The organism is Pseudomonas sp. SWRI77 (assembly GCF_014269105.1).
Lineage (GTDB): Bacteria > Pseudomonadota > Gammaproteobacteria > Pseudomonadales > Pseudomonadaceae > Aquipseudomonas > Aquipseudomonas capeferrum.
Map to the genome: position 1 here is coordinate 1 of NZ_JABWRV010000037.1, position 13,981 is coordinate 13,981.

Here is a 13,981-nt window from a genome sequence, read left to right on the forward strand (position 1 = left end):
CCTCGTCGGTAGAGGACTACGAAGCGCTGCTGCCGTGGAACTGCTCACCGGAGATGCAACGGTAAATCGAGGCTCCATCTGGCGGTAGGTGGGGTTCATGGATCGCACTCATAGCATCCACCTTGCCGGTGCTGCTGTCGTTGTTGTTGACCGTGTCCTGGCCCCAGCCACGGCTGAAACGGTACACGTCGCTGTCGGCATCGCCGCTCAGGGTGTCGTTGCCGGCGCCGCCTTCGAGGATGTCGTTGCCGGTGCTGCCGTACAGGCTGTCGTAGCACTGGCTCCTCCACTCTGAATAGACAGCTGGTAAGCTCCAAGCTGGGCAACCGTAACCGATTGAGTCATATTTTAATTTCCATTTAAATTATTACAGGGCTCGGGCGAATACTTTTTACGTGTTCGCTGAGGGTCAATTTTCAGGTTTAAGTCCGCTAACAAAACCCACTACTACATTTCTAATTTCACGCCACTGCGATAGATGTTCTCTAGAAAATCGAACAGAGAGCATAGCCTTAGCACTAGGCTCCATGCTGAATTTCATGACGCAGGTCGCGACACCTCTCGGTACATAGGTTTTGCCACAGGAGATATATAAGTCAGCTGCGTCAGATTCGTTATGACCAAAGAATTTATCGCTTGCTCTTTCGTTATCTTTTGCAGGTCCCCCCAGTTGTGGGTCAGTCCCTGAAACCACAAAAGCATCTAGACCATATATCATTTCAGGGGTGCGCTCGTAATTATCAAGCCAAAACTCATTCGGAGATCTTATGCTACTTAAAACAGCGTCCAATTGGCGCTGAGCAGCCTGAGGTCCTGGGTATATTTCTCCAGAATTAACCCCAATGCTCAGCCAGAGGCTATGCTTGTTCAGGAAATTTGATCGATAATCGTCTTTTAGTTCTTTGCTGCTTTTGCAGGACATCTCCGGCAGCCGCACATCCATTCCCAAACTACGAATATTCCGCGTATTTCTATTTGATGCGGCATCGCTCGGTCTTTCTCCAAAACCTGGATCGCCGTCGTACTCCACAAGCTCAGCGCAATCGCGTGGGATCTTGATTTTCATCCCGCCGAGCACCCCAGTTATATCTCCGGTAGAGCAAGACCTGCAGACACCTTCAGAGAGCCAAAATTTACCTAGCTCAACCCAGCCACTGGCGATGTAGCCAATAAAGGTCACTACAAAAACTGCTAGCGTAGTAAATAAAAATCTAGCGCCGCGCCAATTTGTCAGCGCATTACGGATCATTTTTCACACCCCAATAAAAGCCAAATATACAAACTATCTTTCCATCAAACTTTCATCTTTGTATTCTCTGCAGGTTCACCCCGCGCAGCACCTCCGAGCCATCAGGGCGGTAGCGGAAGTGCACCTGGTCGAACTCGATCTGCCCCTTGAGCGGCGGCAAGGCGCTGCGGGTGGCCTGGGACAGTTCGGTGCGCGCGTTGAGGATGTCGCCCAGGCGCTGCACCGACACCCCGGTCTGTTGGAAGTTGGTCCACAGCTGGGCCAGGCGCATGATCGGCTGCGATACCCGACCGGCCAGCATATTGAAGGCGATCAACTGACCCACCGACATATCGCCGTCGATCACCAGGCGCGCCCCCAGCCACAGGGTGGCCACTGTCACCAGCTTGCCCACCAGGCCGACGGCCTCAAAGGCCAGGGTCGACAGGGTTTGGGTCTTGAAGCTGGCGGCCACATAGCCGGCCAGCTGATTGTCCCACTTGCGGTTGATCTGTGGCTCTACGGCCATAGCCTTGAGGGTGTCGATGCCGTTGACCGTCTCGACCAGGAAGGCCTGGTTCTCCGCGCCGCGCGAGAAACTCTCGTTGAGCCGCGCGCGTAGCACCGGAGTGATCAGCAAGGAGATCAGGAAGTACAACGGCAGCGAGAGGACCACCACCAGGGTCAGCCAGCCGCTGTAGTAGAACATCACGGCGATGAACACGACCGAGAACAGCACATCGAGGATCAGGGTGATGGCGTTGCCAGTGAGGAAGCTGCGGATATTCTCCAGTTCGCGCACTCGCGCCACCGAATCACCCACCCGTCGGGCCTGGAAGTAAGCCAGCGGCAGGGTCACCAGATGGCGGAAAAGCCGTGAGCCCAGCTCCACGTCGATGCGGCTGGCCGTGTGGGCGAACACGTAGCTGCGCAGGCCGCTGAGCAGCGTCTCGAAGAGCATGATGCCGAGCAGGCCGACAGCAATCACGTCCAGGGTCGACAGGCCGCGATGCACCAGCACCTTATCCATCACCACCTGGAAGAACAGCGGCGTGAGCAACGCGAAAATGTTGAGCACGAAGGAGACCAGCAGCACTTCGCAGAGTAGCTTGCGGTACTTGACGATGGCCGGGATGAACCAGGTGAAGTCGAACTTGCTCAGCTCACCGGCCAGCGAGGCTTCGGAGCGGATCAGCAACAGCTCGCCGGTCCAGCGTTGCTCCAGTTGCTCGAAGCTCAGCACTTCAGGACGGTGCGCACGCGGATCGTGGATCAACGCCTTGCCATCGTCGATCCGGGCAATGATGAAGTAGCGGCCGTCACGGTCGGCAGCGATGGCGGGCAGCGGGGTGGTATCCAGGCGGCTAAGCGAGCTGCGCGCGGACTTGGCCTTGAGGCCCAGCTTCTTGGCGGCTATGAGGAGTTCGGCACGGCCGAAGCGGCGGCCATCTTCGGCGAATTCGTGAGCGAGTTGTTCGGGGGAGGCGGCTACGTTATGAAAACGCGCCAGCATGACCAGACACGCAAGGCCTGTGTCAACCTCAGGCGAAACGCCCAATCCTTGGAGTTCGTCTTGCATTTCATTCCTTTGACACGAGCCTCGCGAGAGCATGCGTGGCCAATGGCTGCGCAATGTACCGGCCATGCGCCACTCCGACAAGGTGCTGGCTACCAAGAGATGCGTGTGGGGAAACCCTCAGCTGCTCAAAGGTGGGTATCCAGGAGCTGGCCTCTCTGCGTCTAATGGGCGCGGAAGCCAAATGCTCTTGGGTGGAAATGGCTCAGGCTGGAGAGCGTTGATACTGCTCCACCCCCATTGCCGGCAGCGCTCATCTTGTTCGAGTCGGTGTATGACTTCTGCCGGTACATTGGTGCCTGCGGATATGTACTGGGGTGCCAGGGCATGCACTACATGGAAGCCCGTCATGCCAGCCAGTAACCGACGCATGATTGCAGCCATGTCAGGCCGCGACGCTTACCGTCGGTGGTTTGCTACATAATCAAATTGAGTGCGGCAGAGCACTCAAGCATGTCCTGCCCGCTCATGCAGAAGCGCCGATGGGATGGCGAACCCAGCGGCAGAATACGCTGCGCAAACAGCTTGAGCAGCGGCTCCGCCAGCTCCCGGTTTTGCCATTCGATGCCCATTATCAGCAGCGCCGTATAAATACTGCGCGCCAATCGCTCCGTATTCTTGCGGTTGCCCTGCACGATGGCTTCGCGCAGCAACCAGGTCAATGCCGCCAGGGCATCCGGGCTAGCGATGCGCTCCAGCTTTCTCATCAGTACGACGGTGACTTTGGCCCGCTGCCAGTAAACCTCGATACCACCGACAGGTTCGAACAGCACCGCCTGCGTAACCACGCCTGTCGCGGGGAGAACCTATGAAACTGACCATTGAGCAACTCCGGCAGGCTATTCGCCATGCCTGCAATCCTTCGCTATCGCATCGGGCGGTGGCGTGCCTAGTGGAGATATCACCCAATACCGTTCGCGGCCTGCGAGATCGGCTGAGCCAGCGAGGTGAGGGCTGGGAACAGTTGCGCGACCTGGAGGATGCCGCCTTGCAGGCCCGCTTCAGCGGTGGCGTACGGGCGGTAGCCGTCGAGCTGTACCCAGTTGGACGACTGTCCATGAGCAATTGCAGCAACGGGACGTCACGCTGGATCTGCTCTGGGCAGAGTTCCGCGTGGGCGAGCCGGATAGCGTGTCCTACGCGCAGTTCACTCGCCTCTACCGGGCCTGGCGTAACCAGCAGAAAATCAGCATGCGGTAGATCCATAAACCCGGCGACAAGCTGTTTGTGGATTTTTGCGGACGTACCATGCCCATCGTCAACCGCGACACCGGAGAAGTATCCAAGGCTCAAGTTTGTGTCGGTACTCTGGGAGCCTCGGGCTACCTCTACGCCACGGCAGTGGCCAGCCAAACAGTAGCCGACTGGCTGCACTGCTCCGTGCCGTTTCATTATATCCACCTGCTGGTGGATATCCGGGTCAACAGCGATCGCCTGATGGTGTTTCATCAGCGTCGTCAGATTGCCAGCCATGCCCTGGCTCAAGGCGTCGGCGTCACCACGGTGCCGGAGCACCTGCCGCCTCAGCACCGGCATCAGCGAGACATCCAGCCAGAAGCCTTGCTGGTCTGGGCCGAATCTATCGGCCCCTATCAACCTTGACGCCTCGCCATCGCCGGGGCTTTTCGTTTTGCGCCGATGCCTGGTGACGGCAAATGTGGTTTGACTGGCAGTAAACCACTGAGCCAGTATGGCCTTACCTGTCGTTCCTGTGGTTGTCGAGGAGTGATCCCCAATAAGCCTCGCCAGAGAAATCTGCCGGGGCTTTGTCGGCTTTGGCTTAGGAGGATATATGACCAGAGCACAACGCCGACACGATACACGCCGAATCAAGGCTCGCTTCTACCGGAAGCAGCGCTTCCACGAATGCTGGACGACTAATCCACGCAATGCAGGGCTGTTCGCCAACCACGGCAAAGTCTGTTCCTGCTGGCTGTGTGGCAATCCCCGTAAGTTGGGATACCTGACCCTGCAGGAGCAGCGAGCAGATTTGGCCTGTGATGAATGAGATAGGCATGCATTCAGCTGGGCTTTTCGCTAATGGCAGTGAAGGAGAAGCTTGATTTCATCTGCCGGCAGACGGCCGAACTGGCAGGGCCCGCCGGTTCGGATACAGTTAGCGGTCAAATGGGGGCTTTGAGATGCTGAGCGCTGCTGACGATGGGCGATGGATAACGAGCTTTTATGAGTACATCGAAGACAAGCGCGCCAAGGAGGCGTTCGCGCTTTTGATTGGTACATTCGCGTGTCTGGGAAAGTTTCGTTGCGGGCGTAAGCCCCAGGGCGAAGTCCGCTCGGTAGGTATCGAAGTCGATGGCGAGTGTTGGTACACGATCATGCCTGCCAAGAAGTGGGTAACATTCCAATGGCGGCCGCCAGTGACAAGAACAAAGAGGTTTCGGGTCGCCCTGTTGCGCAACGAGTTTCCAGAAGGCTTCACTGACTCGGCTCAGAAGGAGCACTGGTCAGTGAGGGTCGCTTGCCTTGAAGATGCCCTCAAACTCCTGCGAGTGCTGAATGTCGATTCGAGCCTGGCGACAGAGCGGCGCTAATCTGCGCATCTGTGATTAAGTGATCCATCGCCGCCGGAAGGGGTTGCGCGATCATTCGCACTGGGCTAATTCTAAAACTTTTATAGCCCGCCAAATCAGGAGGTTTTAATGAAGCGGTTACTGCTAGGTGCGGCGTTGTGTTCCATTGCGGGTATCGCCAATGCGCAGATCCCGCTGGTCAATGCCACATGCCCGGGGAATATCGAGGTGCATGCCGATGAGGGCGGCCCTGTGTACATCAATGGCAAGGAAGCGAAATTGAAGAAATTCAGTGACACGTACTTCGAAGCCAAGGGCGCTGGGGTAACGGTATCGATCATGGTTAACCCTGACGGATCGCCGGGCGTTTCGTACACCGGCAAGGGTCGCGCTAATGGTGTCTGTGAACTGACAGAGCAAGATTGAAGAATCTGTAACGTAGCCACGCGCCGACGCAATGGACCTGAGTGTGCAAACAAGGAATGGGTAATGGCTTGGCGTAAAAAACTGGAGACCTTTCAAAAGCGCTTCACGCCCCGACACCGGCGTATTGTCGGCGGGGCTGTGATGGCGGTCTGGGCCATTGGTGTGGTGGTTCACCCTGGGCAGTACTTGCTCGCGCTCTCCATACCTGGGGTCATCATTTTCATGAGCGCATGGCCGCCAGAGCTGGACGGTAAACCCTGAGGCCTTGATATGCAGAGGCGAAAATGACTTCACTTTCGCCTGACAGCCAGTTGTCCGATTCAGCTCTCATTCCGACTAAGTGCAGTTGCGTGCCGTTTGGCTTTGGCTATGGTGGCATTTACGCATACAACTAAAGTCGTAGGAGGGCGGCATGCGGATTCGCGGCGACGTTTTCTGGGGCTGGGCAGACCCAACGCTTCACCATCGGTCACACGACGAAACGTTAAACGATGGAACCTACATCGATGTCCAGGTGCGACTGTCGCGAACAGGCAGCACGCAGATGTTCATCGGTGTTTATGCCCCTAGCGGCATGGCGATTCATGAAGAGGCATTCGATTCGCGCCCAGGCGAGTCGATGACTCGCGCTTTGGCCTGGGGCGTAGGCCGAGCGCGGCGTATTGCGAGCGATGCGGTGCCTGTCAACGAGCAATTTGCCTGTTCGAAGTAGCGGGTAGAGCGGTGTCTGTGATTTTTGCGGCAACTGACCTCAACTCATCGGCGACGCCGTCGATGGACTTGATATGAGCGCGTACATCGATCTTGGTCTCAGAAGTCGCTCTGGCCTCCATGAACTTGGCATGCCCGGTCATGGCCTTGCTGAGTGCATTGAGGTGGTCGGCCGTTTTGACGAGGTCTGATTTGATGGTTTGAAGCGGTTCCATGATCTTGGCTGCGTTCCTTGAAGTGTGCGTCTACGGCCCAGTTGGGCCTCGCTGCGGCATCGTTTGGGCGCAGGGTCAGCGAAGTGATCGCGACATCAGCCACTGCGCCTTGCCCCAGGCCTCGAACTGCTCGATCACCGCCCAGCCACGCTTGGCATAGTAGGCCTGTTTGTCACTGGTGTGCAGGTATAAGGTTTCTACGCCGGTGCCACGTGCGTGAGTACATATGCCCTCGATCAACTGCTCGGCGATACCGGCACCTCTGGCTGCCGGGTGCACGAACACGCAGGCGAGCCAGGGGCCTAGCTCCGGGCGGGACGGCAGGTCTTCCTTGGCGAGGGCAGCGCCACCCAGCAAGTGGCCTTGATCCAGTGCGACCAGGCATTGCCATTGGCCATTGCCCTGGCCTTGCGCGAAGTCCAGCTGCCATTGGGCGAGGTCAATGTCCTCGAACTCATACTGGAATTGCTGATGAATCCATTGAGCGAAAGTGTCGCAATGGTTCATATGGTTTTCTAGCCAGTCAATTTGAGGCATGGGCGTCCTGCGCTGATCAAGCTGTAAAACGCATCATCACACACCATTGAAGAGGGTGTGGCAAGTCCAGCTGTCTCGTGTTTTCCACGGTTTGTTTCAACGCTAAGCGGGGTCCGTGTCTGACGTTTCGATATCGCCACCCTGCACCTGGAGCACTGAGCCTTTATCATCCGTAGCCAACAACCCAGTGCCTTGCACAGTGTCAGGCTGCAACTCTGCAAGTGGCATGTCTGCACTACGAAAGATGACGCGGCTTTCGTCGCCCGTCTTCAATGTGTGGAGGCTGCCGTTCTGGTAGAAGAAACGCGTGCGGTCGGTTGGCATAGGGTAGGTCCTCGCTTTGTACCGGCTGGATGAACATCCGCAAGGCAAACTATCTTCCCCCTTTACGGTTTTCGCTACTGGCAGAATTGACAGGTGCCAGCGCGCTTGTACTCAAGCAACATGCCCAGGCATGGACAAAGGCTGAGTGGCCACGACCTTGGTTGATTGGTACCCGTGCGCAACCCTCGGTAGAATGCCGCGTACCCCTAATGGCCAATTGCAAATGCCTACATTTCGTATCTTCTTCAGCGCTTTCATGGCTGCCAGCCTTGCCGGTTGCGCAACGCCAGGTAAACCCACAGCCAGCAAGCTGACCCATAAAACCCCCGCGCAGTTTGCCGCGTGCGTGATGCCGAAGTGGCGAGCACTGGCGCCACTTGCCAACCAGAAGTCCATCGCCCACGGCTATCGGTTGACGGCGCCCAGCGCGGTGGCCTCTGACGATGTGCTGGAGGTAGTCGACGTACGTGACGGCAGCCGGGCAACGTTCTACAAGGGCAGCTTCCTGTCAGGCGACAAGCTGCGCCTGGCGGCCAGGGAGTGTCTGGACTGAGGTCAGTAATCCGCGCTGCCCATGTTGGTCTCTGGCTGACTGGCCTTGCACTGTATGCCAATCATCTCATTTCGAGCTTGTTGTTCATCCGCTCACACTGCATCTGCGCATCGGTTCTGCTCGGGTAGCTGGGTTTCAGCCGCTCCTTCGCCAAGTTGTCATAGATGTCGAAGCCGCCGCTTACGGTAGCCGCGTAGTAGCGGCTAGCGATGCGGAAGGACTCCTTTTCGATGGGTACCGCCGGAACGATAACGAATCTTGGTTGCATGTTTCGTGCCTCCCCAGGCAGAGACTTAAGTATTAGTCTCGCAATGGGTAACCATCAAGGAGGCTCATGAAGAAACGACGAATAGTTCAAGTGGCAAAAATGCACAGGCAGGCCGAAGGCCGGGGAACGGGTACGAAATGTGTAGGTCTGAAAGACACAGCACCTGTGTGGAAAACGGTGTGTACTTAGTTTTTGGACAGATTTAGACCCTTCAGTCGCTTTGTGTAAGGTTTATGTAAAAGCGTCCGCTGCGCGTACAAGGACCGGTATCGTGTTTTGTACTGTCCAGTCCAAAGTAGCCAATGATGAACACACTTCCGTCGCAGCCAAGCGCTGAACGCGGGGCGTTCTCCAGTTTCGAGGCGTGTCGCAATACCCAGCAAGGCCCCGTGGTTATTCTGGCTTCGGGCGCCTCAGCCAAGCATTTCCCCTTGGGCGAATTTGCCCATCTACCGATCATCGCCATGAATGGTTCAGTTGCCATGACTGCCGAGCATGGCGTGAAGCCGTTCTTTTACGTGTGCACCGACAAGAGCTTTGGCCAACAGCAACCAGCACTGTTCGCCACCGCCTTGCGTGACAGCCAGCGCCTAGCGTTATGGCCAGAGCAGTTCGAAGGTGCCGATATTCCCGCCGCCAGCGAATGCTATGCCTTGCACAAGGCGCACACGCCAGGCTTGCTCGACGGTATGCGCGGGCACGGTGACAGTTGTGTCTGCAACCGAGCGTTGTGGAGCAAACGAGCCCGCTCGATTGCCTTCAGCAAAAACCTGTCGCAGGGCTTTTTCGATGCCCGCACGGTCGCTTATGTGGCCCTGCAACTGGCGTATCACCTGGGTTTTGAAGAGGTGTTGCTGGTGGGCGTAGATCTTGATCAGACGGTAGGGCGCTTTTACGAAACCGCCGAAGGTGAACACTCGCCCTGCGGCCTGGACCAGCACTGGGACAGCCGTATCCTGCCGTCACTGACGCTGATGGCGCGGCAAGTGGTCAATGAGCACTTTCACGTCTACAACCTGTCGGCGGCTTCGCGTATTCCGACCGAGCTGATCCCCAAGGTCAACCTGTCCGAAGCCAGGCGCATTGCCGGTTGCGCGATTGGTTGAGCAAGAAAGCGGGTGCGTGCGGCCTTGGGCATGGGTAGAGTGCGCTGACCGTAACGCAGCCAGCAGGAACCTCCCCTATGTCCAGTGCCTTCACCTTGATGCAATCCCCCGTCGGCACGCTGACGCTGGTGGCCCGCGGCGAGCGGCTGGCAGCGGTGCTGTGGGAGGAGGAGCGGGAGAACCGCGTGCGGCTCGGCGCCCTTCATCGCGATGATCACTGCCCGGTTCTGCTGGACACCGCCCGCCAGTTGGGCGAGTACTTCGCCGGTAAGCGACGCTGCTTCGACCTCGCGTTGGACTTCGCCGGCACGCCGTTTCAGCGTGAAGTGTGGGCTGCATTGCTGGCCATTCCCTTCGGCGAAACCCGCAGCTACGGCGACATCGCCCGACAGATCGGTAACCCCAGCGCGGTCCGTGCGGTGGGCGCAGCCAATGGGCGCAACCCGATCTCGATCATTGCGCCATGTCATCGGGTGATCGGCGCTTCGGGCAGCCTTACCGGCTTTGCCGGCGGGCTTGCGGCAAAGCAATACTTGCTGGCGCTGGAAGGGCGACAGAGCCTGGCCTTGGCGCTTTGAGCCGGGCCACAGCAAGGTATCGATCAGCCAAACCAACTCGCGATCAGGCAAGCCACCAGCGCAAGCGCTGAGCCGGCCATCAAGGTGTACTGCCTGTGGGCCCGCCGTGCCTGCGGCCTGACCTCGCGCAGGTACTCGCCAGGTGTCGGGGCATCGGGCCGGTGGCGCAGGCCTTCGGCGATATTGGCCAGTTGGCCCTGGATCAACAACCCGACCAGGTAATGAGTCGACGCGTAGCTCGCCAGCATTACTAACAGATACTTCACGCAGGGAGTGCCCTCAAAGGTACGGCAGACGCGCTGGCGGTGGCGGTATCCAGTACGATCAGCCCTTCGCAGCGGTCATCCAGGCTGGCCAGCAGTCGGCCTTGGTGGTCCCAGGCCGCCGACCTGCCTGCGCCAATGAAGGTATCGGCCGGCCCCACGCAGTTGGCCATCAATACGCCAAGGCCCAGCTGGCGCGCGACCTGGGGGTAGTGCTCATGACCTTCGCGAATACCCTTGGCCGTTTTCGCCACACTCACGAGGTACACCTGCGCACCCTGTGCGTGAGCCGCTGCCGCATGTTCGATGAACATCGACTCGTAACAAATGGCGGGCGCCATCCGATGCCCAGCCACGTCCAGGAGCAAGGGCTGATCACCTGTGGTGAAGTAGGGCAGCTCGTCGCTGTGCAGGCGTTGTTTGGCATAGGCCTGGCGAGGCGCACCCGGGCTGAAGATCGGCATGCCGATCTGGACGCCGTCAGGTGTCGGCAAGGGCAGGCCCACGGCGACCGTGATGCCATGTCGATCGCACAGCGCCTGCAGATGGTCGAGCCGCGACGAAGACAGCGGCAAGGCGACCTGGCGGGCCAAAGTCGGCTCGTAGCCGGTCAGCGACAGTTCAGGAAACACCACCAGCTCGGCACCCAGCGCCACCGCCTGCTCGATGCAGACAAGGTGGCGTTCGAGGTTGCCCTGTAGGTCGCCCTTGAGCGAAGCCAATTGCACGGCGCAGAGTTTCATCAACAGCTCCTTCCCTGGTACAGACCGAAAGGCCGAGCATACTATCGGCGGCAACACCTGTACCAGTGAAGGGATTATCAGGAAGCCGGATGCGGCGCGAAGCGCTGGCGGAACCAGTCGTTCAGCATCGCCTTTTCGGCATACAGGCGGTCGCTGCTGCTGGTTACGCGCCCGGGGCGGCTGAGGTACATCTTGTCGCTGACCCGCTCCTGGGCTTGCTGGGCAGGTATGCCGGGCTGGTTGAGGGTGTAGCTGAGGTCGATGGTCGGCCAGGTGATTTCGCGCATGAAGCGCACATCATAGGCACGACTGTGCCAAGGCTCGAAGCGGCCGGCCAGGTCGATGTCACGGATGTTGATGACCAGTTGCTGGTCCGCCTGCAAATAGCGCTGGCCGAGCTTCTGCAGGTACTCGGTCAGGCTCTTCATGACATAGGCATCGGCCCCGCGCTCGTATCCGGGGCTGTCGAGGCTGGCATCGCGAAATTTCTCGGGCTGGTCAAAATGCACCTCGACCTGCGCAGCCGGGGCGCCTTGTGCCATGCTGTTCAGTGAAAGCGCCATGAGCACGGCACACACAAGGGCGGTACGCATGATGCACCTCCGGGGCGGTTTGCGTGTAGCGCCATTCTACGCCTGCCAGGCTGGCGCCAGCAGAGGAAGATTGTAATGAGTCGGTTTCTACGGCTAGCCGCCAATACCCAGGGGCGCGACCTGGCGGTAGGCGACATCCACGGGCACTTCGGGCGCCTTGTGATGTGCCTGGAGCAGGCCGGGTTTGACCCAGCGGTAGACCGCTTGTTCAGCGTCGGCGACCTGGTCGACCGTGGCCCTTACAGTGAAGCGGCGCTGCAATGGCTGGACCGGCCTTGGTTCCACGCGGTGCAAGGTAACCATGAGGCGCTGGCGATTACCTACCTGCGCGGTGGCCGGCTCGACCTGCAGATGTATCGCGCCGCCGGTGGTGGCTGGTTTCTCGACCTGCCCAGAAACGAGCAGGTGCGTTTCGTCGAACGCTTCGAGCAATTGCCGATCGCCATGGAGGTCGAAAACGAGCGGGGGCTGATCGGCCTGTTGCATGCCGACAGCCCGTTCGCCGACTGGGCCGTTCTGCGCACCTGGCTGGAGCTGGACGACGACCCCGAAGTGCGTGAAGTTTGCCAATGGTCGCGGCGCCGGCTCAAGGAGGGCGACACCCAACCCGTGCACGGTGTCCGCGCCTTGCTGGTCGGGCACACGCCCGTGCTGCAAGCCAAGCTGCTGGGCAATGTCTGGCATCTGGATACCGGCGGTTGGGCCAATGGCCATTTCAGCCTGATCGACCTGGCAACCCTTGAACTGGTCAGCCCCGGGCAAGGTGCAGGGCCAGCCCCACTGCCAACACGATCAGCATGACCCCTGAGGCCCGTTCCAGCCATGGCAAGGTGCGCGCGAAACGCTGCAACACGCGTTGATTGCCGATGGCCACGGCTACCAGCAGGTCCCAGAGCAGTACCATGCTGAACATCCAGCTTGCATAGACCACCTTCCAGCCGACGCTGCTGCTGGCCACCATGCTGGCGAGGCTGGCATAGAACAGGGCATTCTTGGGGTTGAGAATGCCCGACAGAAACCCAAGCACCAAGCTGCGCCACCAGCCCGGCACGGCCCCGCTGTCGGCTACAGCGGCCAGGCTGGAGCGCCCCGCGTAGCGCAAGAACTGCGTGCCGATGTACAGGAGGTAGGCCGCGCCGGCCAGCTGCAAGCCAATGAACAGCGGGCTACCTTCATGCAGTATCGACAGGCCGGTGAACGCCATGGCGATGAAGGCGCCATTGGCCAGTGCGATGCCCAGGCAGGCGCCGCTGGCGATTCGCCAACCGCCGCTGACCGAAGTGCGGGCGACCAGGAAAAAGTCCGGGCCGGGTGAAAGCAGGGCAAGGAAGTGGGCGAGGGCGATGATCAGCAACTGCTCCATGGACGGGACGACTCCGGCTGGGGAAAGCCGCAGTCTGGCGTCGCGCCGGGTGAGCGTATTGAAGATTATTGCGCACCCCGGTATTGACCCGGCGTCACCCCCACATGCGCCTTGAACACCCGCTGAAAATGGCTTTGGTCGGCAAACCCGAGCTGGTAGGCGACCTCCGCCAACGCCTGGCCCTGGTTGAGCAACTGCCGGCCCCGGTTGACCCTGGCATTGAGCAGGTAGGCATGCGGGGTCAGCCCGGTGGCGGCGCGGAACGCTCGGATCAACTGGTAGCGCCCCAGCCCCGACTCCCGGGCCAGTAGATCGAGGCTCAAGCGTGCGGGGTCGGCTGCCTCGATACGCTCGACCAGCCCACTGAGCATGGACGCCCCCAGCGCGGGTTCCGCCTCCAGTGTGGGGTGTACGTAGAAGTCCTGATCGCCCATGAAGGCAATCAGCGCCGCCTCTTTCTCGCCATGGCTGGCCTTGGAGAACAGCAGTGCATTCAGTGCGCAGAATTGACGGTACAGGGCGGGCGCGCGGCTGATGCGGGCCGGCTCGCCAGGTCGTGCACCGCGCAGCCCAGACTCCTGGCGCAGGTGCGTCAACCAGCTGGCATCCACATGCAGCATCTGGTAGCTCCAAGCCTGCCCCGGCTCAGGGTTGCAGGCGTGCACACGCCTTGCCGGTACCATCACCAAGGTGCCGGGTGTCAGGCGCTCCGTAGCACGGCCCGCGCCGGTGAAAAGGCTGAAGCCGGCATCGACTGCGCCCATGGAGAAGGTTGGATGGCTATGCGCCTTGTAGCAGGCCCGGCTTTGGCAGGCGCGGCGGCTTTCGACGAAGGGCAGGGCAGCATCGCGCCAGACAGAGGCTTGTGAGCGGGGCATGACGGGGTCCTCGGCAAGGGCAAAAGCTTAACAGCTGCAGGTGACCCATACAGTTTTTTCGCCTGGCTGTAGCTTGACCCTGCGCGCG

General features: G+C 59.5%; 21 protein-coding genes and 1 pseudogene. 9 read left to right on the forward strand and 13 right to left on the reverse strand.

Annotated elements, in window-relative coordinates; genetic code table 11:
- Window positions 1-16: 16 nt before the first annotated feature.
- The 4 genes and pseudogenes from HU766_RS24585 to HU766_RS24600 all read right to left on the reverse strand — a co-directional run bounded on the left by HU766_RS24585 (window position 17) and on the right by HU766_RS24600 (window position 3,577).
- Entirely contained in the window at window positions 17-187 is a 171-nt protein-coding gene (locus HU766_RS24585; RefSeq protein WP_202883661.1) for a hypothetical protein, read from the reverse strand.
- A 222-nt stretch (window positions 188-409) separates the two neighbouring features.
- The gene (locus HU766_RS24590; RefSeq protein ID WP_186661344.1) at window positions 410-1,249 is read right to left on the reverse strand and encodes a hypothetical protein; all 840 of its coding nucleotides are present in this window, start codon (window positions 1,247-1,249) and stop codon (window positions 410-412) included.
- Window positions 1,250-1,316: 67 nt separating this feature from the next.
- Window positions 1,317-2,807, reverse strand: a pseudogene (locus tag HU766_RS24595) (ABC transporter transmembrane domain-containing protein); the annotation flags it as partial.
- A gap of 413 nt (window positions 2,808-3,220) precedes the next feature.
- Window positions 3,221-3,577, reverse strand: a complete 357-nt coding sequence (locus HU766_RS24600) for a hypothetical protein (RefSeq protein ID WP_186661347.1) — start codon at window positions 3,575-3,577, stop codon at window positions 3,221-3,223.
- Between the two features lie 475 nt (window positions 3,578-4,052).
- On the opposite strand from HU766_RS24600, the gene HU766_RS24605 reads away from it, so the two are divergent.
- The 5 genes from HU766_RS24605 (at window position 4,053) to HU766_RS26320 (ending at window position 6,473) form a co-directional block, all read left to right on the forward strand.
- A complete protein-coding gene (locus HU766_RS24605; protein WP_186661350.1) occupies window positions 4,053-4,406 on the forward strand; it encodes a hypothetical protein in 354 nt (117 codons plus the stop codon).
- Between the two features lie 539 nt (window positions 4,407-4,945).
- Window positions 4,946-5,356, forward strand: a complete 411-nt coding sequence (locus HU766_RS24610) for a hypothetical protein (protein ID WP_047583063.1) — start codon at window positions 4,946-4,948, stop codon at window positions 5,354-5,356.
- A gap of 108 nt (window positions 5,357-5,464) precedes the next feature.
- Window positions 5,465-5,761 carry a hypothetical protein gene (locus HU766_RS24615; protein ID WP_186661351.1) on the forward strand — a complete coding sequence of 99 codons (297 nt, stop codon included), beginning with the start codon at window positions 5,465-5,467 and terminating at the stop codon, window positions 5,759-5,761.
- A gap of 63 nt (window positions 5,762-5,824) precedes the next feature.
- Window positions 5,825-6,022: a hypothetical protein gene (locus HU766_RS24620; protein WP_186661353.1), complete on the forward strand. Its 198-nt coding sequence runs from the start codon at window positions 5,825-5,827 to the stop codon at window positions 6,020-6,022.
- A gap of 151 nt (window positions 6,023-6,173) precedes the next feature.
- Window positions 6,174-6,473, forward strand: coding sequence for a hypothetical protein (locus HU766_RS26320; RefSeq protein WP_238338687.1), 300 nt, complete (start codon window positions 6,174-6,176; stop codon window positions 6,471-6,473).
- On the opposite strand, the gene HU766_RS24625 is transcribed toward HU766_RS26320, so the two are convergent.
- From HU766_RS24625 to HU766_RS26325, 3 genes are all read right to left on the reverse strand, one after another.
- Window positions 6,445-6,687, reverse strand: a complete 243-nt coding sequence (locus HU766_RS24625) for a hypothetical protein (RefSeq protein ID WP_186661355.1) — start codon at window positions 6,685-6,687, stop codon at window positions 6,445-6,447. The genes HU766_RS26320 and HU766_RS24625 overlap by 29 nt on opposite strands.
- 75 nt (window positions 6,688-6,762) lie before the next feature.
- Window positions 6,763-7,224 (reverse strand): GNAT family N-acetyltransferase, encoded by a 462-nt coding sequence (locus tag HU766_RS24630; protein ID WP_186661357.1) that lies wholly within the window; start codon window positions 7,222-7,224, stop codon window positions 6,763-6,765.
- A gap of 102 nt (window positions 7,225-7,326) precedes the next feature.
- Window positions 7,327-7,548: a hypothetical protein gene (locus tag HU766_RS26325; RefSeq protein ID WP_050506062.1), complete on the reverse strand. Its 222-nt coding sequence runs from the start codon at window positions 7,546-7,548 to the stop codon at window positions 7,327-7,329.
- A 193-nt stretch (window positions 7,549-7,741) separates the two neighbouring features.
- Here HU766_RS26325 and HU766_RS24635 point away from each other — a divergent pair, with 193 nt between their 5' ends.
- Complete coding sequence (locus HU766_RS24635; RefSeq protein ID WP_156310050.1) at window positions 7,742-8,101, forward strand: hypothetical protein; 360 nt, start codon at window positions 7,742-7,744, stop codon at window positions 8,099-8,101.
- 61 nt (window positions 8,102-8,162) lie between these two features.
- Here HU766_RS24635 and HU766_RS24640 read toward each other — a convergent pair whose 3' ends face one another.
- Window positions 8,163-8,369: a hypothetical protein gene (locus HU766_RS24640; RefSeq protein WP_033698116.1), complete on the reverse strand. Its 207-nt coding sequence runs from the start codon at window positions 8,367-8,369 to the stop codon at window positions 8,163-8,165.
- Between the two features lie 305 nt (window positions 8,370-8,674).
- On the opposite strand from HU766_RS24640, the gene HU766_RS24645 reads away from it, so the two are divergent.
- Both HU766_RS24645 and HU766_RS24650 read left to right on the forward strand, forming a co-directional pair.
- On the forward strand, window positions 8,675-9,475 hold the full coding sequence (locus tag HU766_RS24645) for a lipopolysaccharide biosynthesis protein (RefSeq protein WP_186661359.1): 801 nt from the start codon (window positions 8,675-8,677) through the stop codon (window positions 9,473-9,475).
- A gap of 77 nt (window positions 9,476-9,552) precedes the next feature.
- Window positions 9,553-10,053, forward strand: coding sequence for a methylated-DNA--[protein]-cysteine S-methyltransferase (locus HU766_RS24650; protein WP_033698112.1), 501 nt, complete (start codon window positions 9,553-9,555; stop codon window positions 10,051-10,053).
- 23 nt (window positions 10,054-10,076) lie between these two features.
- Here HU766_RS24650 and HU766_RS24655 read toward each other — a convergent pair whose 3' ends face one another.
- The 3 genes from HU766_RS24655 to HU766_RS24665 form a co-directional block, all read right to left on the reverse strand.
- The gene (locus HU766_RS24655) at window positions 10,077-10,319 is read right to left on the reverse strand and encodes a hypothetical protein (RefSeq protein ID WP_186661361.1); all 243 of its coding nucleotides are present in this window, start codon (window positions 10,317-10,319) and stop codon (window positions 10,077-10,079) included.
- Window positions 10,316-11,059 carry a carbon-nitrogen hydrolase family protein gene (locus HU766_RS24660; RefSeq protein WP_186661363.1) on the reverse strand — a complete coding sequence of 248 codons (744 nt, stop codon included), beginning with the start codon at window positions 11,057-11,059 and terminating at the stop codon, window positions 10,316-10,318. Before HU766_RS24660 ends, HU766_RS24655 begins: the two co-directional genes overlap by 4 nt.
- A gap of 77 nt (window positions 11,060-11,136) precedes the next feature.
- The gene (locus HU766_RS24665; protein ID WP_186661366.1) at window positions 11,137-11,652 is read right to left on the reverse strand and encodes a DUF3016 domain-containing protein; all 516 of its coding nucleotides are present in this window, start codon (window positions 11,650-11,652) and stop codon (window positions 11,137-11,139) included.
- Window positions 11,653-11,727: 75 nt separating this feature from the next.
- Between HU766_RS24665 and HU766_RS24670 the strand changes: the two genes are divergently transcribed.
- Window positions 11,728-12,453: a metallophosphoesterase gene (locus HU766_RS24670; protein ID WP_186661368.1), complete on the forward strand. Its 726-nt coding sequence runs from the start codon at window positions 11,728-11,730 to the stop codon at window positions 12,451-12,453.
- On the opposite strand, the gene HU766_RS24675 is transcribed toward HU766_RS24670, so the two are convergent.
- Together HU766_RS24675 and HU766_RS24680 are read right to left on the reverse strand one after the other, a co-directional pair.
- Complete coding sequence (locus tag HU766_RS24675) at window positions 12,401-13,015, reverse strand: LysE family translocator (protein WP_186661371.1); 615 nt, start codon at window positions 13,013-13,015, stop codon at window positions 12,401-12,403. The two genes, HU766_RS24670 and HU766_RS24675, sit on opposite strands and share 53 nt — an antisense overlap.
- A gap of 65 nt (window positions 13,016-13,080) precedes the next feature.
- Window positions 13,081-13,893: an AraC family transcriptional regulator gene (locus tag HU766_RS24680; protein WP_186661373.1), complete on the reverse strand. Its 813-nt coding sequence runs from the start codon at window positions 13,891-13,893 to the stop codon at window positions 13,081-13,083.
- Window positions 13,894-13,981 lie beyond the last annotated feature (88 nt).